Consider the following 18,769-nt stretch of genomic DNA (forward strand, 5'->3'; position numbering starts at 1 on the left):
ATCCCTTCAAAAACAGTCGCGTCCGGGCGTTACGCCTTCACCTTCGGCTTGACCATGATCTCACGGCCGCGCAGCATGAAATCCCAGTACAGCAACGGCATGATCTTTTCCTTGAGGAACCACGCCAGCCACGTCGGCTTCTGTCCGTCCAACAGCCATTTCGGGAGCGTTGGCGTCAGGGCCCCGTTATAGGCGAACTCCGCCAGCACGATTTTGCCGCGCTCGACGGTCAGCGGACAGGCGCCGTAGCCGTCATATTCCGCGCCGACAGCCCTGTGGTCCAGCGTCGCGGCCACATTATAGGCCACGACGGGCGCCTGCTTGCGCACGGCGGCGGCCGTCTTCGCATTCGATGTGCCCGCGCAGTCTCCCAGCGCAAAAACGTTCGCGTATGCCGTATGACGCAATGTCGTCGGATCAACGCTGACCCAGCCAGCGGCATCGGCGAGCTTGCTGTCACGCACGACATCCGGGGGAGCCTGGGGCGGCACGACATGCAGCATGTCGAATTTGCGTTCAATCGTCTCGGTGCCGCTATCGGTCGTTTTCTCGAACGTCGCGATCCTGCTGGCGCCATCGACCTTGACGAGCCTGGTCTTCGGATTGAACGCAATATTGTAGCGCCTGATGTACGCCATCAGGGCGGGCACGAACGCCGCGACGCCGAACAGGCCGGGTGTGCAGGTATCGAATTCGACCGAGATGGCGTCTTTCACGCCGCGACGGCGCCATGCGTCGCATGACAGATAAGCCGCCTTCTGGGGGGCTCCGGCGCATTTGATCGGCATGGGCGGCTGCGTGAAGATCGCCGTGCCGCTGTTGAGGCCCTGCACGAGTTTCCACGTGTAGGGCGCGAGATCATAGCGGTAGTTCGACGTCACGCCGTTCTTTCCCAGCGTGTCCACCAGCCCTTCGATGCCAGCCCAGTCCAGCTTGATGCCGAGAGCCACCACAAGGGTCGTGTATTCGACGCTCGAACCATCTCCGAGCCGCACCTGATTATGCTCCGGATCGAACCCCGTCACGGTCTCGCGGATCCAGTTCGCGGCCTGGGGGATGAGCGTGACTTCGGAGCGGCGCGTCTGCTCGGGCGTGAAAACGCCCGCGCCCACGAGCGTCCATCCGGGCTGATAGTAATGTTCGGTCGCGGGATCGATAATGGCGACGGTCGTGCCTGGACGCCGTTTCAGCAGGCTGGCCGCTGTCGCGATGCCCGCGGCGCCGCCGCCCGCGATCACGACGTCAAACCGGCGTGTCTCCGACTTCACGCTTTCGGATTTCCGGGCGAGTTCATAGAGCATGCTGGCGCGCGCGCCGCTGCGGCAATAGGCCAGAATCTTGCCCTGGATCGTGTCGAGCGCGCGGCGCATGGCGTGCACGCTCTCCGGGCTCGGCGTCACGCCGGACTTCACCGGGATCGACACAAAGGCGAGGCCGAGCGCTTCGGCTTCGACACCGATCTCCGCCGCGCTGGGCTGCCCGGCCTCCTCGTTGTCGGGACGCACGCAGATGATTCCGGCGATACCGGCTTGCTGGATCTTCGGCAGGTCGTCTTTCGTGACCTGACCGGATGTCGCGAAGCGATCGTCGAGGAATTTGAACGTCATGATGCGGCGCCTCCAATCATCAGATGGATGCCCGAATGCCGCACGACCGACCGTTGACGGCAGATCTGACAGGTCAACATCCGGGTTTCTTTCATTTTTTATGAAAGAATGAATGTTTTGGGGATAAGTTCCAACATGCACTCTGTCAAGTCACAGTACGGACAGAGGAGAGAGGCCTGAGGATCGCCCCTTCCCGCCTGCCAAGCCTCCCGAAACGGTTCATACTTTATGAAATTATTTAATCGTTGGCATGGCAGAGGGCTCGCAGACGATCCAGAGCCGCCCTGAGAACCTCCGGTTTCTTGCAGAACGCGAAACGCACCAGATGACGTGGCGGTGGCGGCCCTTCCGGATCATAAAATGCCGAGACGGGGATCGCGGCGACCCGCGCTTCACGAACCATATCACGACAGAACGTCACGTCATCGCGACCCGCGGCGTGCTGACGAATATCGGCAACCACGAAATAGCTGCCATCGGCGGGCAGGGTCGGAAATCCAAGGGCGTGCAACCCATGCGCCAACAGGTCCCGACGCATCTTCATGCCCTCAGCCAGTTCCCGAAAGTAGGATTCATCCATCGAAAGCCCGACCGCCACCGCGCGTTGCAGATTGGGTGGCGTCGCGAAAACCAGAAGTTGGTGGGCCTTGGCCACAAGTGCAGTCAACGCCGCAGAGGCGGTCACGTAACCCACCTTCCAGCCCGTCAGGGAAAAGCTCTTTCCGGCACTTCCGATGCGCATGCAGCGATCCCGCATGTCCGGCAGCGTCATGAGCGGTATGTGCGGAACGTCAAATGTCAGGTGCTCATAGACCTCGTCACAGATCGCAAAAACGTCATGTTCGCGAACGAGGCCCGCTATGAGCTCCAGTTCCTCGCGGGAAAAGACTTTGCCAGCCGGGTTCATGGGGGAATTGACGAGAATGGCTTTGGTGCGCGGACCGAAGGCCGCACGCAATTCGTCCGGATCCAGACGCCATTCCGGAGGATGGAGCCGCACGCAGCGGGCCGTGGCGCCGATCATGCGCAGGACCGGCAGATACGTGTCGTAAAGCGGCTCGATCAGGACGACCTCGTCTCCCGATTCGACCACCGCCATCAGACAGGCGGCGATGGCTTCCGTCGCGCCCGAAGTGACAAGGACTTCGCGCGCCGGATCGACATCGAGACCATAACGGCGATTGCTTCGGGCCACGGCTTGCCGCAGTTCCGGCAGACCCATCAGCGGCGCATACTGATTGCGATAATCGCGCAGCGCCTCGACGGCCGCATCGATGAGCAGGCCCGGCCCTTCGGTATCCGGAAATCCTTGCCCCAGATTGATGGCGTCATGCTCTGCGGCCAGTTGGGACATCACCGTGAAGATGGTCGTCGGCAGACTGGCCAGAAACGCATTGGGTGATTTCATTTTTTTCCCTCGCGCAGATCACGACGCCACACTCGGCGATCGTGGCGTCTTCATATCCAAAGGACAAAGACAAAGCACCCCGGCGCACCACCCGGCAAGCCTCGCGCTGCGAACCCTGCCCGAACCATAACTTTTTGTCAGGGTGTGCATACTTTTGACTTCGCCAGTCCACACGCCCTCGACAAGGCTCCATGCGTCCCTTAATCGTTTTGCAGCCGATCAATCTCGGCCTTTCAGGCGAACCATGTGACAGGCAGAACAGGTAGTCGACAGATGGCCAAAAAAGCGACCCCAGCCAAAGCTCCGGCGACGGCGAAACCCTCCCCCCGCGCACCAAAAGCCGCACCAAAAACCATAGCGAAACCGACGACGGGGCTGCCCGCTCCGGATGCCGCTGCCGTCGCGCGCGTTTTCGAGCTGATCCAGGAGCACGCCGTCGATCTCATCGACCTCCGCTTCACGGATCCGAAGGGCAAGTGGCACCATATGACCCAGTGGGTCACGACCATCGAGGAAGAAACCTTCACGGAAGGTTTCATGTTCGACGGCTCGTCGATCCAGGGATGGAAGGCCATCAACGAGTCCGACATGGTGATGCTGCCGGACCCCTCAACCGCTGTCATGGACCCGTTCTCGGCCAAGCCGCAGCTCATCCTGATCTGCGACATCGTCGATCCGAAGACAGGCACCTATTACAACCGCGACCCGCGTTCGACGGCCAAACTGGCCGAGGCCTATCTCAGCAACGCCGGTTTCGGCGACGTCGCCTTCTTCGGGCCGGAAGCCGAGTTCTTCATTTTCGATAACGTCAAGTTCGGCACCGGCCCCAATTTCGGCATCTACCAGCTCGACAGCATCGAAGGCCCCGGCTCGTCCATGATGGACTATCCGGAAGGCAATATGGGCCATCGTCCCGGCGTGAAAGGCGGCTACGTGCCTGTCGCGCCCGTTGACGTCGAGGGCGACCTACGCGCCGAAATGCTCTCTACGATGGGCGAAATGGGCCTGCCGATCGAGAAGCATCACCATGAAGTCGCACAGTCCCAGCACGAGCTGGGCACGAAATTCGCGACGCTGGTGAAGTCGGCCGATTTCATGCAGATCTACAAATACTGCGTGCACAACGTCGCCCATTCCTACGGCAAGACGGCCACGTTCATGCCCAAGCCGATTTATGGCGACAACGGTTCGGGCATGCATGTCCATCAGTCGATCTGGCGCGACGGCAAGCCTGCTTTCGCAGGCGACAAATATGCCAACCTGTCGGAAGAGGCGCTGTTCTACATCGGCGGCATCATCAAGCATGCCAAGGCGCTAAATGCCTTCACCAACCCCTCGACGAACTCCTACAAGCGCCTGATCCCGGGCTTCGAGGCTCCTGTTCTGCTCGCCTATTCGGCAGCGAACCGTTCCGCTTCATGTCGCATTCCGCACGCGACGAATCCCAAGGCGAAGCGCGTTGAAGTCCGTTTCCCGGACCCGACGGCCAACCCGTACCTGGCCTTCTCAGCAATGCTGATGGCGGGGCTCGACGGCATCCGCAACAAGATCCATCCGGGCGAAGCCATGGACAAGGATCTCTACGAACTGCCCAAAGAAGAACTCGAGAAGATCCCGACCGTTTGCGGCTCGCTTCGTGAGGCGCTTGAGTCTCTCGCCGCCGACCATGCCTTCCTTCTCGAAGGCGACGTCTTCACCAAGGACCAGATCGAGAGCTACATCGCGATCAAGTGGAACGAGGTCTACAAATTCGAACACACGCCGCATCCGGCGGAGTTTGAAATGTATTACTCGGTCTGACCGGGAAAGAACCGGCCGAAAGGCCGGTTTTTTTATGCGTGCCCCTACAGCGTATCGCCAGTCCAGCAGGGCGCTGATCAGGGCGCATCGAACGGCGACGATGTCAAAAAGCGGCAGCGAGCATGCAACCCGACACATTTGAAATGGCAAGGTGCCTCGGCGTTCCTTGACGAATGCGGCTTGCGTCGGAAACAACAACGCCTGCCGCGAGGCAGGCGCTGGTCGCAATCAGACGAGAACCATATCCGTTCGCAGGGTCTCACGGATATGGCTTCCCATCGTTGTCCTGTCATGCATCTTCACCCGACCGAATAAGTCCATCCAGCCGGGTGATGCTCTGGACTGATATCAAGCGTAAACTGCGACAGGTTCCGGCCGCGCCTCGGCTTCGAGATACGGTCCCGCCGCAAGAACTTCAATCGCGAGAAGACCGACGCTGCCGGGCGCCCGATCGCCAAGGGATACCCAGGCATCGCCGTTCGTCCAGCGACAGGGTGTCCCCTCGACGACATCCCAACCGCGCGCCTGCGGTTCCTGCAGATGCCGATCCAGCGTCGACGCCTCGCCTGAATCGAAGAGCGTGATCTCTCCCACCAGCACGCCGAGTTGGCGTCGATCGTTCAGGAACGGCCCGGTCACGTCACTTGGGCGGCTGGTCCGCGAGACGATACGCACGGTCTCGATGCCCGGCGCGATCGTGAACATCACACGATTGCCGGCCTCGCGGGTCCGGAGAATGACCTGCCCCTGATCCGTTACGAGGTGCATGTCCGCGTCCTGCGTCGTGAGAACAGGCGCATCGATCGCTTCCAGACCGGCTTCGACGGCCCGGTTCTCGATCCGGCGATAAAGCGGCTCAACCGCGTCGCGTTCCACCACGAGCGGCGCGGCCGCGTCATCCGCCCACGAGCGGCGCGGGCCAGCGCTCAGCCTCACCACGACATTATGATTCTGGCTCATGGCATCGCGATTGCCCGTATCGAGATAGCTCTCGGTCAGCATCCCATCCGCCATGATGATCGAGTGTTCGCGCGTCTCGACGTGGAAGTAGTCGTAAGCCGATACGGAACGATCGTAGAAAACAGAACGCCCGTTGACGAGCATGCGGGCCGGCACAAAGCCGCCGTCAAAGAAAAAGCAATGCTCCGGCGTCACCAGAAGATCCTTGTAAGGCACGCCTTCCGAGATCGCGTTGACCAGAATGCGGATCGGATATCCCGCTTCGTCATCAGGCAGGCCAGCGCGAACCTTTACATGACCTTTGCCCGCCCATACGACCGACCGCGACTGCGCGCGACCTTCGACATACGCCACGACCTCATCCCCGATCGCCAGCTCCTGAATTGCAACGTCGCCCGAGGGCGTGCGAATCATGGCATTTTCGAGAAAACAGATCGGGTGGCAGCCATGATGATGATGCGCCGGGCAGCAATGCTCGTGATGGTGGTGGTGATATCCGAAGGGATTGCCCTTGATGCTGATCGTGATGCAGTGACGGCCATCCGATATCTCGATCGTGGTGAAGCCGTTTCTGTAAATGACGTCGAAATAGGAGTTTTTGTTCCCGTGACCGTTCAAGGTATATATCGAGAAATTATTCGACAGCAATTCTGAAATATTCAATGTGAAAGACGACTTGATATTATTCAGATCGACGGAAATACTTCCGCCGGAATGCCCGACCCTGGCTGTCGCCGATCCTGACGAAAACGCCGATATATCAACCGTATTTCCATGATCTATTGTATAAGACCGCACATCTCCAGAAGACTTTCCATTATCATATGCCATATTACGACCCTATCCAGATACAGGTTTGGATTAACCTGCTGGAGGATAGGTTTAATTTTATAAATATTGTCGTTAATAAATCGTTATTAGTTAATAATCTGTTAATATATCATTAAATACCGTTATTAACGATATTTCAAATGTTTATTCCAAGTGTTCTGCCAGATTCCCTTACAGGGAAGAAGAAAGGCTGCGCCGCAATTCCGACACAGCCTCCGCTCCCTCATCCCCTGTTCATCAACCGTGGTAGACGCCGCCGAAGCGGTTGGCGAGAAAGGCGTCCAACGCGATGTCTTCCTGACGCACGAAGCCTTTCGCGGGAATTTTCCCTTCAGACAACAGATCAAGCACGGCGCAGATCGATCCCGCCGTCGTAAGCTGGATGGCCGTGCGCGGCGCGCCCATGAAATCCTGCGCGGGAATCGTGCGTGCCAGTGTCTCCTGCTGCAAACGGTTGCCGCGTTGTCCGGTCACGGTCACGAAAATCACGACGACATCCTGCGGGGTCGTCGGAAGGGCATGCGTGAAGATGTCATGGAGAATATGCCGCCGCTCCGACAGGCGCAGATCGGAGAGCAATACCTTCATGATCGCGGCATGGCCCGGGTAGCGCATGGTACGGTAGTTCAGTTCGCGGACCTGTCCTTCATACGTCTCGCACAACGAACCGAGACCGCCGGACGTATTGAAGGCTTCGTAGGCGACACCGTCCACGCCAAGCGTTTCGTAGCCATCCATGGCCGGAACCAGAACGTGCCTGCCATTCACGATGGCTTCGCACGGTTCGATATACTCATTGATGAGGCCGTCCGTGCTCCAGGTCAGGTTGTAACCCAGAGCATTGGCCGGAAAGCGCGGTAACGCCCCGACACGCAGCCTTATGGTATCGAGGCTGTCGAAACGGCTCGCGATGTCATGAGCCGCAATCGAGACGAAGCCGGGCGCCAGCCCACATTGCGGAATGAACGCCGTCGAAGCCCCTTCGGCGAGGGTGCGCACGGCCTTGGTGGACGCCACGTCTTCCGTCAGATCAAGGTAATGCACACCGGCATCCGCGGCGGCTTTGGCGATCACGCGCGTCAGATGGAACGGTGCTGCGGACAGCACGGCGAACTGACCGCGCAGATCGCCCGCAGTCAGTTCGGAGGCGATGTCGACCGGCTTGCGGACGATCTCGGAGGCCAGGTCGAGAGACTGCAGATGCGCGGCGTCCCGGTCGAGCAACGTGACCCTGTAGTCACCTGTTCCATGGAGAAACGACGCGATGGTCGCTCCGATCTTGCCCGCACCGACAACCGTGATCTGACGCATATTCATTCCCTTCAAGTTGAGACGCCTATGTTCGGGTCTCGAAACGACGAGGCTCAACCGGCAGATCGACGGCTCACGCGGTTTTCTTCCGGCAAAGCGTCAGGTAGTTTCGCGTTCCATGACCGATGATCCGACCGACCGTGCCCTGCTCGATCTGCTACGCCGTAACGCGCGGCTGCCTGCGGCGACTCTGGCGCGTCGGCTCGGCATGTCACGCACGACCCTTCAGGGCCGGATGGACCGGCTCGAGCGTCAGGGCGCGATTCTGGGCTACACCATCAGCGAGCCCGCCAGCAGCGATCCTGTGCGGGCCTTCGTGATGATCACCATCAATGCGCGTCGGGCCGCGCAGATCGAGCGCGACCTGCGTGGCGTCGAGGGGCTGCGCGAACTCCACGCCGTGAGCGGGCCGTCTGATCTGATCGGCCAGCTGGGTGCCGACAGCCCCGAGAGCCTCGATCAAGTCATAGACACCATCGGCACGATCGAGGGGGTGGAGAGGACGCATTCCGCCATGATCCTTTCCACCAAACTCGGCCGCAACTGAAGCCCCTCAACCGAAGGAACATCCATTCATGTCCAAGCCTGCCGCGCCGGGCGCCACACCCGCGACGACCTTCATGGACAAGGAACACATCGCCTACACCCTCCACGCGCATGACTACGACGCCGACGCCTCCGCCAAAGGCCTCCAGGCCGCCGAAGCCCTCGGCGCGCCACCGGCGCAGGTGTTCAAAACCCTCATGGTACTGATCGACAGGACGCGTCCGGCCTGCGTCATCATTCCGTCCGACAGGCGGCTGATGCTCAAGAAGGTCGCCGCCCTTCAGGGTGGGAAATCCGCCGCCATGATGCTCCCCGCCGATGCCGAACGCCTCACCGCCTTCAAGACGGGCGGCATCAGCCCCTTCGGCCAGAAAAAGCGTTCCCCGACGATCCTCGATGCGAGCGCGCTCGAACAGGAGCGCATTTACGTCAATGCCGGACGACGCGGCCAGCAATGCCGTATCGATCCCCGTGTCGCCTCGGCGCAATGCGGCTGGCTTGTCGAGGCCGTCGCGGAATAGTACTGCGCACCGTCCATCCCGTTGATGCCAGCTCCCGGCACAACCGCGCAGGAGCGCCCGTGCCGACAGATCCGAACGCTTCCGCAAGACAGGACCCGCCACCGCCACGCGCCGCGTTTCCGTGGAAGGGAATCGGCGCCATCTTGCTCCTGGCGCTCGTTCTGCTTCTGGCTCACCATTTTCCTCTGGTGAAGGCGCTGGAGCAGGCGGCGGCGCGCTGGCGCAACGATCCGCTCGCGCCACTTTATTTTCTGCTGGCCGGCACTGTGTTCAGCGCCGTCGGCCTCCCGCGACAGGCGCTCTGCCTGCTGGCCGGAAGTCTGTTCGGCGTTCTGGCAGGTCTGGCTCTGGCGACGGCCACAACCCTGGCGGGAAGCCTGATCGGCTTCGCATGGGCGCGATACGGCTCCCGCACGTCCATGACGACACGGCCTCTCGCACCACGCGGAAAATTCGGCGCCCGGCTGGCTCCCTTCCACACGGCGCTCGTCCACGCCCCTTTCCGCTCCATTCTCATCCTGCGCCTCATGCCGGTCGGTTCAGCGCTGTTCGTCACGGTCGCGGCTGGCGTTTTTCGTACCCCGGTCGCCGCCTTCCTGATGGCGACGCTGATCGGCGCGCTGCCGCAGAATCTCGTCTTCGTGCTCATGGGAGCAGGCGCGCGCATCGGCCAGTTCACCCAGCTCGCACTTGGCGTCATACTCTTCGGCGCTTCGACCGCCCTCGGCCTTCTTCTTCTGCGTCATATCCGGCAGATTACGCCTGAACTCGCCGCGGCCATCGGCACCGCGTCAGACGGACCGAAGGGCGATGACACGAAAATACCTTGAACTTAAATCAAAAAGTTAATTGAAAATCTGAGTTTCTCAGTTATCTGACGAAACCATAGCCTCGTCGGACGAACCTTGCTCGCTCCGGATGAAACCCCAGGCCGCACGCCCGTCAGAACCCGTGACGGAACACATGCTACGCTTTATCATGCCTTTTTCAACAGGAGCGCCTGGATGGCTTCTCCCGACGGAACCACTATGATTGCAACCGGACCCGCACCGGTCGCAGGACGCAGGGACGATTCCTTTGTCCTGCCGACTTGGCTGCCGCTGCTTCTCGGCGTTCTGACAGCTGTCGGACCCATCTCCACCGACATTTATCTGCCGGCGTTTCCCGAACTCGAGAAATCGCTTCACGCTTCGGCGGGAAGCGCCAGCCTCACCCTGTCGACCTGGATGGTCGGACTTGCGGTGGGTCAGATCACCATGGGTCCGCTGTCAGACCGCTTCGGTCGACGGCTGCCGATGCTGTTCGGCATGATCGTGTACACGCTCGGCAGCGTCGGGTGCGCCATATCCACGAACATGACCGAGATGTGCGTCTTCCGGCTGATCGCCGCCGTCGCGGCCTCAGCCAGCATTGTCATCCCCAGTGCGTGCGTGCGCGACATCGCGACGGGTAACGCCGCCGCGCGCCTCATGTCCAAGCTGGTGCTGATTCAGGGCGTAGTGCCGATCCTTGCTCCCATGCTGGGCGGGATGGCCCTCGACTATATAAGCTGGCGCGCCATCTTCTGGGTTGCAGCGGGATATGGCGCGATCTGCGTTCTTCTGCTTCTGCGTGTCTTCCCCGAAACCCTCCCGCCTGACTCACGGCGCGAAGTCCACCCGGTCACGCTGGTGTCTCGCTATGTGACCATCGCCAGCGATCGCAGCTTCATCACCAACGCCCTGATCTGGGGTTTCAGTGGTTTTCTGTCGTTTTCCTACCTGACAGCCGCTCCCACGATTTTCGAGCACATCTTCGGTTTTACGCCCGCCCATTACGGCATGTTGTTCGGCGTGTTCGCGGTCTGCATGATCGGCGCGTCGCAGATCAATGCGGCGCTGGTAGGACGTCTCAGCGCGGGCCGTATGCTGGGTGCTGGTCTCGTGCTCTGCGTGGCCGGCGGCGCCGCCCTGTTCGCGACCTCTCTTTACGCTGGCAGTCATCCCGACCCGGAAACGCACGCCATCCAGCAGATCATGCTTCTGCCCATGGTCGGCTGCATGATGATCACGCTTGGATGTACGGGAATCATTGGTCCTAACGCCATGGTCGGCGCCCTTTCAAATCAGCCCTATTATGCCGGTTCCGCTGCGGCTTTTGCTGGAACGCTGCAATATATGCTCGGCTCACTGGCCAGTACCGCGATCGGCATGCTGCCGGCGAACTCCACGCTCCCCATGGCTTCCCTCATGCTCGCCGGCGCGCTCTTGATGTCTCTGTGCGCTGTCTTCCGCCCCCCGCTACACCCAGAGGTCGTCCAGGCCATGAGTGACCTGCACGCGGTTCGGGAGGAGAAACGGACATGACAGGACCCGTTCTTCTCGTCGAGGACGATCCGGCCATCACGCTGATTGTCGAAACTGTACTGAAAGCGGCAGGCTACGACGTCCACGCGGCCCGTCACGCACAGGAAGCTCTGGATTTTACGACGAGGACGACTCCCGTCCTGCTCATCTCGGACCTCAATCTTCCCGGAGGAGCCAACGGCGCGACGCTCGCCACAACGCTGCGAGCCACCCTGCCCAGTCTTCCGGTCGTGCTCATCTCCGGCGAATTCGGGGAGAATGCCTTTCTGCCGGACGCGCCACCCGGCACGGCATACCTTGCCAAGCCGTTCCGTCGGGCCAGCCTGACGGAGGCGATCGCCCATGCCCGTGACTACGCCCCTTAAGCTGCGCATCCGCGCATGGTTTTCAGACATTGTTTGCCATCGCCATACGAACAGGTTACAGCCCGAACCCGTCTTCCCAACCGCTTGACGGACCCCCTATCGATGGCGCCCCAAACGCAGCCGGTCGAACAGCCGGAATTCGACCTTCGCAACTACATCCGGAATATCCCTGACTTTCCGAAGCCGGGTATCCTCTTCCATGACATTTCGCCGCTCCTCCGCAATGCCGACGCCTGGCAGGTCGCAACCGGTCGCCTGGCTCGGGTCATCGCGCCCTGGCAGCCCGACATCCTCGCCGGTATCGAGAGCCGTGGCTTCCTGACAGCGGCACCGCTTGCCCAGCGTCTGGGATGTGGCTTCGTCATGCTGCGCAAGCCCGGCAAACTGCCCGGCGAAACGGTTTCCCTGGATTACGGCCTCGAATATGGCCACGACACCCTGCAAATTCAGGTCGATGCCATCAAGCCCGGACAACGCGTGGTCATTCTCGACGACCTGCTCGCGACCGGAGGAACCCTGGCGGCCTCCGTCCAGCTTCTGCGCAACGTCGGTGCCGAAGTCGTAGGCTGCTCCGTGATGATTGAACTGACGGGGCTTCACGGGCGCGATAAGCTCGACATCCCTCTTCACAGCCTGATCCATTACGAGTTCTAGGCCACGTCCACCAAGGAATAATGATGTCCATGACGCCGGAAACACCCTCTTTCCTTTCCGGCCTCTGGCAGGCCCGCTACCGGGACGGATCATCTTCCCGGCTCATCGACAATCCGGTTGTCCGGACTTTGCTCAGTCATCGCTCCGTCCGGCATTATCTTCCTCACCCCCTGCCTGAAAATACGCTGGAGACGCTCGTTGCCGCTGCACAATCCGCAGCCACGTCCAGCAATCTTCAGGCCTGGAGCGTGATCGCCGTCGAGGATCAGGAGCGCCGCGACCGTCTGGCCTATCTCGCAGGCAATCAGGCCCATATCGCTGCGGCCCCGCTCTTTCTCGTCTGGGTCGCCGACCTGTCCCGCCTGGGACGCATGGCCTCACGGGCGGACAGCCCCCGTGAAGCTCTGGACTATACCGAGATGTTCATCGTGGCTGCTGTGGACGCGACGCTCGCGGCGCAGAACGCCGTCATCGCCGCTGAGAGCCTCGGGCTCGGCACCGTCTATATCGGCGGCTTGCGGAATCATCCTGTCGAGGTCGCCAAAGAGTTGGACCTTCCTCCCGGCGCGTTTTCGATTTTCGGCCTGTGTGTCGGCCACCCAGATCCGACGAAGCCCGCTTCCGTCAAACCTCGCCTGCCACAGGAGGCGATCCTGCACAGAGAGCGCTACGACGCGGCACATGAGGACGCCCGGATTGCCCGCTACGACGTCGACGCCAACGGCTTCCAGATCGAACGAGGTCTGAAACCGCGGGCGTGGTCGAGCACCATGCTCCGACGTATCGGCTCGCTTGCCGGGTTAAGCGGACGTGACGTCATGAAAGAAGCCCTGAAAAAACTTGGTTTCTCACTACGCTGAAACCGCGTTCCGCCTCGTTTCACACGGTCGGAATCAAAAAGGCCACAAGGCATGAGAAGGATTCCCATGCCTTGTGAACCCGCGTCAGCGTCAGAATCTGTTGTGGAGGCAAGCCTGATCAGGCCAGTGAATCCCGGCCTGATCGGAGGATGCCTCACCCGCCGCTGACAGCCTTCCCCACAAAAAGAGCGAACAGAAGAAAAACGACGAACAGGACGATCGCGATGAAGAAGAGGATCTTCGCCAGACCCGCCGAAGCCGCGGAAATTCCGGTGAAACCGAAAAGTCCGGCAATAAGAGATATGACTAGAAAAAAAATGGCCAGTTTCAGCATGGCTTGTATCCTGGGTTGAAGTGCGATGACGTCGAAACGTCTCGTTTTGGATCCGGTTCAGCGACGCAGGCGCCGCCCCAGAAAAATTCCGGACAGGATCGCCACGACCAGGAATACCACGGGCTGATCCGCCGTTAGATCAGCCGCCGCGCCAGAGATCCCGGATACCACATTGCGGACTGAGGCCTGGAAGAACCGTATTTTCGCACAAACGATCGTATCGCCCGCGCCTGCCTGCAAAGGTCGGATATCCGCCTCCAGTTCTCCCCTCAGATCTTCCGCCATCATCTTCACTCCCCTTTGGATGATCGATGTCACTATGCGTTCCGCCAGTTGGGGAGAAACACTCCCATATCTGGTCTCAGTTCCCGAAAACAAAAAAGCCGGCCCCAAGGACCGGCTTCTCCGCCATTCGCGTCAAGATGACAGGAATATCAGGCTGCGAGGGGTTCTTCACCCGTCACGTTCTGGACCGGACCACTATCCTTGCCCTTGGCGTCCTGATCGCGCTCGACCATCTCGATGACAGCCATATCGGCGTTGTCGCCATAGCGAACACCTGCCTTCAGCACGCGCGTGTAACCGCCTGAACGGCTCTTGTAGCGCTCGGCGACCGCCGAGAAGAGCTTCGAGACGATGGTCTCGTCGCGCAGTTCAGCGAAAGCCTGACGGCGCGCATGCAGCGTACCGCGCTTTCCGAGCGTGATCAGCTTCTCCACGAGCGGACGAAGTTCTTTCGCCTTGGGCAGTGTCGTTGTGATCTGCTCGTGCTTGATGAGCGCGACGGCCATGTTGCGGAACATGGCTGCGCGGTGGGTAGAGGTAACATTGAGCTTACGCCCGGCAACACCATGACGCATGGTCGTTCTTCCTTTCTATACGAAACTGGCCTCAGAACGTCTCGTCGAGACGCTTGGCCAGTTCCTCAATGTTCTCGGGCGGCCATGCCGGCACATTCATGCCAAGCGACAGACCCATGGAAGTCAGGACTTCCTTGATTTCATTCAGAGATTTGCGTCCAAAATTCGGCGTACGCAGCATCTCCTGCTCAGACTTCTGAACCAGATCGCCGATGTAGACGATATTGTCGTTCTTCAGGCAGTTCGCACTGCGGACCGAGAGTTCGAGCTCATCGACCTTGCGCAGGAGATTGCGATTGAACGGCAGATCGTCATGCGGCTCTTCCTGACGGACCGGACGCGGTTCGTCGAAGTTGATGAAGAGCTGGAGCTGGTCCTGAAGGATACGAGCCGCAAGCGCGAGCGCATCTTCAGGCGTGACGGCACCATTGGTCTCGACCGTCAGCAACAGCTTGTCATAGTCAGTGACCTGACCGACGCGCGTCGGCTCGACCTTGTAGGAGACGCGACGAACCGGTGAGTAGATCGCATCAATCGGAATAAGACCGATCGGCGCATCCTCGGGACGGTTCGCGGCGGCCGGAACGTAGCCTTTACCGGTGTTGACCGTCAGTTCCATGCTCAGCTTCACGCCGTCATCGAGCGTGCAGATGACGAGATCCGGATTGGTGATCTCGATATCGTGGCCTGCCTGGATCTGGCTGGCGCGCACTTCCCCAGGCCCTGTCGCCGTCAGGATCATGCGCTTCGGGCCCTCGCCATGCATGCGCAGGGCAAGCTGCTTGATGTTCAGCACGATATCCGTGACGTCTTCGCGGACACCCGGAACCGACGAGAACTCATGCAGAACGCCGTCGATCTGGATCGCGGTCACAGCCGCGCCCTGAAGCGAAGAAAGCAGAACGCGACGGATCGCGTTGCCGAGGGTCAAACCAAAGCCGCGCTCAAGGGGCTCCGCGACGACGGTAGCCGTCTTGGACGGCTCGGCGCCGGGCTCGACTTCCAGCTTCTCCGGCTTGATGAGCGACTGCCAGTTTTTCTGGAGAACCAATGTCGTGGCCTTTCAAACAACGCGTTCCACCGGGACCCGAAGGAACGAAGGCCGCATCAATCATGCGGCCAATCGAAGCACGAAGATGCACCCGGGCAACAGCCCGAGAACATCCCGATACCATCGTGCCTGACCTAGATCAGACACGACCCGCGATCAAACGCGACGGCGTTTACGCGGGCGGCAGCCGTTATGCGGGACCGGCGTCATGTCACGGATCGACGTAATCGAAAAGCCGACGGCCTGAAGGGCACGCAGCGCGCTCTCACGTCCCGAACCCGGACCGGACACTTCGATCTCCAAAGTCTCCATGCCATGCTCGCGCGCCTTGCGGCCCGCGTCCTCGGCAGCGACCTGAGCGGCATAAGGCGTGGACTTCCGCGAGCCCTTGAAGCCCTGCGCACCCGCCGAAGACCACGCGATGGCGTTGCCCTGCGCGTCAGCGATGGTGATCATCGTGTTGTTGAACGTGGAGAGCACATGCGCCACGCCTGAGATAATGTTCTTGCGCTCTTTTTTGCGGATGCGCGGTGCTGCGGCCTTGGCCATCGTGAGGTCGTCCTAAATCTGTCGTGGGAGCGGGATTAGCGCGTCGCTTTCTTCTTACCGGCAATCGCGACAGCCTTACCCTTGCGGGTACGTGCATTCGTATGCGTACGCTGGCCGCGAACCGGCAGACCGCGACGATGACGCAGACCGCGATAGCAGCCCAGATCCATCAGACGCTTGATGTTCATCGCCGTTTCACGACGAAGATCACCTTCCACACGATAGTCGCCATCAATCAGTTCACGGATCTTCGTGATCTCGTCGTCGCTCAGTTCATTGACGCGCTTGGCATCAGGAATTTCAAGCTTCTGGCAGATCTTCTCAGCTGTCGACGGACCAATACCGTAGATGTAGCTGAGGGCGATCACCACCCGCTTGTTGGTCGGAATATTCACGCCGGCAATACGCGCCACGCCACTCACTCCCCACCCGGCACAGTGTGACGGGGTCTTTTGCTAAAGTTCGTCCGAAAATTCCGGACACACTCGTGTTTCTTTTTCTCCGGCCCAAGCCAGATCAAAATGTTGCCGCGAAATGCCTCCGCCCCGATTCTGTCGGTCGGTCAGAGACTTCAGCGCGACGCCTATGTCGAGGGCGCGCAATATAACGGCACCCCCATTTGAGTCAAACAAAACTGATCACTTTTTCGTGATATCAACTTGATCAATCGATCGGCTGCGCGCCCTGGTGTTCGAGATACCGATCGATCGCGCCCGTAACTTCCCCTATCGGAGCCATACCGTCGATACGAACCAGGCGATGCGCCTTTTCATAATACGGCAGGATCGGCGTCGTCTGCCGGTGGTAGACCGCCAGACGCTTCGCGACCGTCTCGGGATTGTCGTCAGGCCTGCGGATGAAATCGTGACTTCCACAGATGTCGCACACGCCCGGAACATGCGTAGGCTTCAGCGTATCGTGATAGCTCGCGCCGCATTTCGCACATGTGTACCGACCGGCGATGCGTTCGGTCAGAACTTTTTCATCCACTTCCAGAAGCAGAACAGCGTCGATGCGTTTGCCGCGCGCCGCGAGCATCGTGTCCAGCGCCTCGGCCTGGGACTCAGTGCGAGGAAAGCCATCCAAGATGAAACCCCGCGCGCAGTCAGCTTTCTGAATGCGCGCTTCGATCATCGTGATCATGATTTCATCGGGAAGAAACTCGCCACGCGCCATGATGGCGCCAGCGCGCTTTCCGATATCAGACCCGGCCGCGACTTCCGCTCGCAGCATGTCGCCCGTCGACACCTGGACAAATCCATAGCGTGCCTCGAGGCGTTTCGCCTGCGTTCCCTTGCCAGCACCCGGAGCGCCCAGAAGAATGATATTCACGAGGGCCTCCGGTCACGTGGCATGCGCGCGCTGGGCAAGCGCTGCCCACTGCCAGCGCGGCCGGTCCGATTTCTCTGTTTGCGTATCAGCCCCTGATAACGATGAGCAACGAGATGCGACTGGACCTGCGTGATGGTGTCGATCGTTACCGAGACGATGATGATCAGACTCGTACCACCAAAATAGAACGGCACGTTGTAGTGGCTGATCAGGATCTGCGGCAGCAGGCAAACGGCCACCAGATAAAGCGCGCCGATCGTCGTCAGGCGAGACAGGATACGATCGAAATAGCTGGCCGTATTTGCGCCCGGCCGGATGCCCGGAATGAAGCCGCCCTGCTTACGCAGATTTTCGGCGGTCTCCTCGGGATTGAACGTTATCGCAGCATAGAAATACGAGAAAAACAGAATCATCGCCGCATAGAACAGCATATAAAGCGGCTGCCCCTGCCCGAGTTCCTGGCCAAGAAACGAGAGCCAGCCGGGCATTGATTTCCCGTTCATGAATCCCGAAACGGTGACAGGAATCAATAGCACGGAAGATGCGAAGATGGGCGGAATCACGCCAGCCGTGTTGACCTTCAGCGGCATATGCGTGGAATCGCCACCATAGACACGATTGCCGACCTGCCGCTTGGGATACTGAATCACCACGCGACGCTGCGCCATTTCCATAAACACGATGAACGCGATCGTCAGCGCTGCGAGGACCAGGAAGATCAGCACGAAAACCGGAGAGAGCGCCCCGGTATAGCCGAGCTGAAACAGGCTCACGAGTGCATTCGGCAGATTTGCGACGATGCCGGCAAAAATAATCAGCGATATCCCGTTACCAACGCCACGGGCCGTGATCTGCTCGCCAAGCCACATCAGGAACATTGTCCCGCCGACGAGCGTCACAACGCAGGAAATAAGGAAAAATGCCCCTGGAGCGACGACGGCCGAAGCACCGCTGCTCGTCATGTTCTCCAGCCCGACGGCGATACCGTATGCCTGGAACAACGCGATAAAGACCGTCAGGTAACGCGTGTATTGATTGAGCTTCTTGCGTCCCTGCTCGCCTTCCTTCTTCAACGCTTCCAACGAAGGAAGTGCTGTCGAGAGCAACTGCACGATAATGGATGCGCTGATATAGGGCATGATGTTCAACGCGAACACCGTCATGCGACCGAGAGCGCCGCCGGTGAACATGTCGAACATGCCCAGGATGCCGCCCTGATGCTGGGCCAGAAGCTGTCCCATAACCGTCGCATCCACACCCGGCACAGGGATGTAGGTGCCAAGCCGGTAGACGATGAGGGCTCCGAGCGTGAACCAGATACGCTTCTTGAGCTCTGTCGCCTTCGCAAACGAACTCATATTGAGATTGGCGGCGAGCTGCTCCGCAGACGAGGCCATCTACTGGTCCTTTCACAAAAACAGCGCCGCCGCGCGGG

The 18,769-nt window shown here is 60.1% G+C and carries 21 protein-coding genes; 9 read left to right on the plus strand and 12 right to left on the minus strand.

The window, feature by feature from the left end; all coding sequences use genetic code 11:
- Window positions 1-29: 29 nt before the first annotated feature.
- Both PWM43_RS07495 and PWM43_RS07500 read right to left on the minus strand, forming a co-directional pair.
- The gene (locus PWM43_RS07495) at window positions 30-1,607 is read right to left on the minus strand and encodes a bifunctional protein tyrosine phosphatase family protein/NAD(P)/FAD-dependent oxidoreductase (protein WP_289841879.1); all 1,578 of its coding nucleotides are present in this window, start codon (window positions 1,605-1,607) and stop codon (window positions 30-32) included.
- Window positions 1,608-1,845: 238 nt separating this feature from the next.
- Window positions 1,846-3,015: an aminotransferase gene (locus PWM43_RS07500; RefSeq protein WP_289841880.1), complete on the minus strand. Its 1,170-nt coding sequence runs from the start codon at window positions 3,013-3,015 to the stop codon at window positions 1,846-1,848.
- A gap of 273 nt (window positions 3,016-3,288) precedes the next feature.
- Between PWM43_RS07500 and glnA the strand changes: the two genes are divergently transcribed.
- A complete protein-coding gene (glnA, locus tag PWM43_RS07505; protein WP_394356051.1) occupies window positions 3,289-4,815 on the plus strand; it encodes a type I glutamate--ammonia ligase in 1,527 nt (508 codons plus the stop codon).
- Window positions 4,816-5,163: 348 nt separating this feature from the next.
- On the opposite strand, the gene PWM43_RS07510 is transcribed toward glnA, so the two are convergent.
- On the minus strand, window positions 5,164-6,303 hold the full coding sequence (locus PWM43_RS07510) for a Hint domain-containing protein (RefSeq protein ID WP_289842034.1): 1,140 nt from the start codon (window positions 6,301-6,303) through the stop codon (window positions 5,164-5,166).
- Here PWM43_RS07510 and PWM43_RS07515 point away from each other — a divergent pair.
- A complete protein-coding gene (locus PWM43_RS07515) occupies window positions 6,214-6,429 on the plus strand; it encodes a hypothetical protein (RefSeq protein ID WP_289842044.1) in 216 nt (71 codons plus the stop codon). The two genes, PWM43_RS07510 and PWM43_RS07515, sit on opposite strands and share 90 nt — an antisense overlap.
- Before the next feature lie 414 nt (window positions 6,430-6,843).
- Here the strand turns inward: PWM43_RS07515 and PWM43_RS07520 are convergent, their stop codons facing one another.
- The gene (locus tag PWM43_RS07520) at window positions 6,844-7,917 is read right to left on the minus strand and encodes a saccharopine dehydrogenase family protein (protein ID WP_289841881.1); all 1,074 of its coding nucleotides are present in this window, start codon (window positions 7,915-7,917) and stop codon (window positions 6,844-6,846) included.
- Window positions 7,918-8,035: 118 nt separating this feature from the next.
- Here PWM43_RS07520 and PWM43_RS07525 point away from each other — a divergent pair, with 118 nt between their 5' ends.
- The 7 genes from PWM43_RS07525 (at window position 8,036) to PWM43_RS07555 (ending at window position 13,208) form a co-directional block, all read left to right on the plus strand.
- Window positions 8,036-8,464: an Lrp/AsnC family transcriptional regulator gene (locus PWM43_RS07525; protein WP_289841882.1), complete on the plus strand. Its 429-nt coding sequence runs from the start codon at window positions 8,036-8,038 to the stop codon at window positions 8,462-8,464.
- Between the two features lie 28 nt (window positions 8,465-8,492).
- Window positions 8,493-8,984, plus strand: coding sequence for an aminoacyl-tRNA deacylase (locus PWM43_RS07530; RefSeq protein ID WP_289841883.1), 492 nt, complete (start codon window positions 8,493-8,495; stop codon window positions 8,982-8,984).
- 59 nt (window positions 8,985-9,043) lie between these two features.
- The gene (locus PWM43_RS07535; protein WP_289841884.1) at window positions 9,044-9,814 is read left to right on the plus strand and encodes a TVP38/TMEM64 family protein; all 771 of its coding nucleotides are present in this window, start codon (window positions 9,044-9,046) and stop codon (window positions 9,812-9,814) included.
- 174 nt (window positions 9,815-9,988) lie between these two features.
- Entirely contained in the window at window positions 9,989-11,329 is a 1,341-nt protein-coding gene (locus PWM43_RS07540) for a multidrug effflux MFS transporter (RefSeq protein WP_289841885.1), read from the plus strand.
- Window positions 11,326-11,694 (plus strand): response regulator, encoded by a 369-nt coding sequence (locus PWM43_RS07545; RefSeq protein ID WP_289841886.1) that lies wholly within the window; start codon window positions 11,326-11,328, stop codon window positions 11,692-11,694. The genes PWM43_RS07540 and PWM43_RS07545 overlap by 4 nt, the downstream gene beginning before the upstream one ends.
- Before the next feature lie 102 nt (window positions 11,695-11,796).
- Entirely contained in the window at window positions 11,797-12,348 is a 552-nt protein-coding gene (locus PWM43_RS07550) for an adenine phosphoribosyltransferase (RefSeq protein ID WP_289841887.1), read from the plus strand.
- A gap of 29 nt (window positions 12,349-12,377) precedes the next feature.
- Complete coding sequence (locus tag PWM43_RS07555) at window positions 12,378-13,208, plus strand: NADPH-dependent oxidoreductase (protein WP_289841888.1); 831 nt, start codon at window positions 12,378-12,380, stop codon at window positions 13,206-13,208.
- 154 nt (window positions 13,209-13,362) lie between these two features.
- On the opposite strand, the gene PWM43_RS07560 is transcribed toward PWM43_RS07555, so the two are convergent.
- The 8 genes from PWM43_RS07560 to secY all read right to left on the minus strand — a co-directional run bounded on the left by PWM43_RS07560 (window position 13,363) and on the right by secY (window position 18,731).
- Window positions 13,363-13,542, minus strand: coding sequence for a DUF1328 domain-containing protein (locus tag PWM43_RS07560; RefSeq protein WP_289841889.1), 180 nt, complete (start codon window positions 13,540-13,542; stop codon window positions 13,363-13,365).
- Between the two features lie 57 nt (window positions 13,543-13,599).
- Window positions 13,600-13,860, minus strand: coding sequence for a hypothetical protein (locus PWM43_RS07565; RefSeq protein ID WP_289841890.1), 261 nt, complete (start codon window positions 13,858-13,860; stop codon window positions 13,600-13,602).
- 116 nt (window positions 13,861-13,976) lie between these two features.
- Window positions 13,977-14,402, minus strand: a complete 426-nt coding sequence (gene rplQ, locus PWM43_RS07570; RefSeq protein ID WP_289841891.1) for a 50S ribosomal protein L17 — start codon at window positions 14,400-14,402, stop codon at window positions 13,977-13,979.
- Between the two features lie 31 nt (window positions 14,403-14,433).
- A complete protein-coding gene (locus PWM43_RS07575; protein ID WP_289841892.1) occupies window positions 14,434-15,453 on the minus strand; it encodes a DNA-directed RNA polymerase subunit alpha in 1,020 nt (339 codons plus the stop codon).
- A gap of 156 nt (window positions 15,454-15,609) precedes the next feature.
- On the minus strand, window positions 15,610-16,002 hold the full coding sequence (gene rpsK / locus PWM43_RS07580) for a 30S ribosomal protein S11 (protein WP_289841893.1): 393 nt from the start codon (window positions 16,000-16,002) through the stop codon (window positions 15,610-15,612).
- A gap of 35 nt (window positions 16,003-16,037) precedes the next feature.
- Entirely contained in the window at window positions 16,038-16,415 is a 378-nt protein-coding gene (gene rpsM / locus PWM43_RS07585; RefSeq protein ID WP_289841894.1) for a 30S ribosomal protein S13, read from the minus strand.
- A 250-nt stretch (window positions 16,416-16,665) separates the two neighbouring features.
- Window positions 16,666-17,334: an adenylate kinase gene (locus tag PWM43_RS07590; RefSeq protein WP_289841895.1), complete on the minus strand. Its 669-nt coding sequence runs from the start codon at window positions 17,332-17,334 to the stop codon at window positions 16,666-16,668.
- Window positions 17,331-18,731 (minus strand): preprotein translocase subunit SecY, encoded by a 1,401-nt coding sequence (secY, locus tag PWM43_RS07595; protein WP_289841896.1) that lies wholly within the window; start codon window positions 18,729-18,731, stop codon window positions 17,331-17,333. The genes PWM43_RS07590 and secY overlap by 4 nt, the downstream gene beginning before the upstream one ends.
- Between the last annotated feature and the right edge of the window lie 38 nt (window positions 18,732-18,769).

The organism is Brytella acorum, assembly GCF_029309905.1.
In the GTDB taxonomy this organism is placed as follows: domain Bacteria; phylum Pseudomonadota; class Alphaproteobacteria; order Acetobacterales; family Acetobacteraceae; genus Brytella; species Brytella acorum.

Bases quoted from the DNA above. Each gene is read 5' to 3' on its own strand.
- PWM43_RS07495 (WP_289841879.1), bottom strand. From the start codon at position 1,607: ATGACGTTCAAATTCCTCGACGATCGCTTCGCGACATCCGGTCAGGTC.
- PWM43_RS07500 (WP_289841880.1), bottom strand. From the start codon at position 3,015: ATGAAATCACCCAATGCGTTTCTGGCCAGTCTGCCGACGACCATCTTC.
- glnA (WP_394356051.1), top strand. From the start codon at position 3,289: ATGGCCAAAAAAGCGACCCCAGCCAAAGCTCCGGCGACGGCGAAACCC.
- PWM43_RS07520 (WP_289841881.1), bottom strand. From the start codon at position 7,917: ATGCGTCAGATCACGGTTGTCGGTGCGGGCAAGATCGGAGCGACCATC.
- PWM43_RS07525 (WP_289841882.1), top strand. From the start codon at position 8,036: ATGACCGATGATCCGACCGACCGTGCCCTGCTCGATCTGCTACGCCGT.
- PWM43_RS07530 (WP_289841883.1), top strand. From the start codon at position 8,493: ATGTCCAAGCCTGCCGCGCCGGGCGCCACACCCGCGACGACCTTCATG.
- PWM43_RS07540 (WP_289841885.1), top strand. From the start codon at position 9,989: ATGGCTTCTCCCGACGGAACCACTATGATTGCAACCGGACCCGCACCG.
- PWM43_RS07545 (WP_289841886.1), top strand. From the start codon at position 11,326: ATGACAGGACCCGTTCTTCTCGTCGAGGACGATCCGGCCATCACGCTG.
- PWM43_RS07550 (WP_289841887.1), top strand. From the start codon at position 11,797: ATGGCGCCCCAAACGCAGCCGGTCGAACAGCCGGAATTCGACCTTCGC.
- PWM43_RS07555 (WP_289841888.1), top strand. From the start codon at position 12,378: ATGACGCCGGAAACACCCTCTTTCCTTTCCGGCCTCTGGCAGGCCCGC.
- PWM43_RS07560 (WP_289841889.1), bottom strand. From the start codon at position 13,542: ATGCTGAAACTGGCCATTTTTTTTCTAGTCATATCTCTTATTGCCGGA.
- rplQ (WP_289841891.1), bottom strand. From the start codon at position 14,402: ATGCGTCATGGTGTTGCCGGGCGTAAGCTCAATGTTACCTCTACCCAC.
- rpsK (WP_289841893.1), bottom strand. From the start codon at position 16,002: ATGGCCAAGGCCGCAGCACCGCGCATCCGCAAAAAAGAGCGCAAGAAC.
- secY (WP_289841896.1), bottom strand. From the start codon at position 18,731: ATGGCCTCGTCTGCGGAGCAGCTCGCCGCCAATCTCAATATGAGTTCG.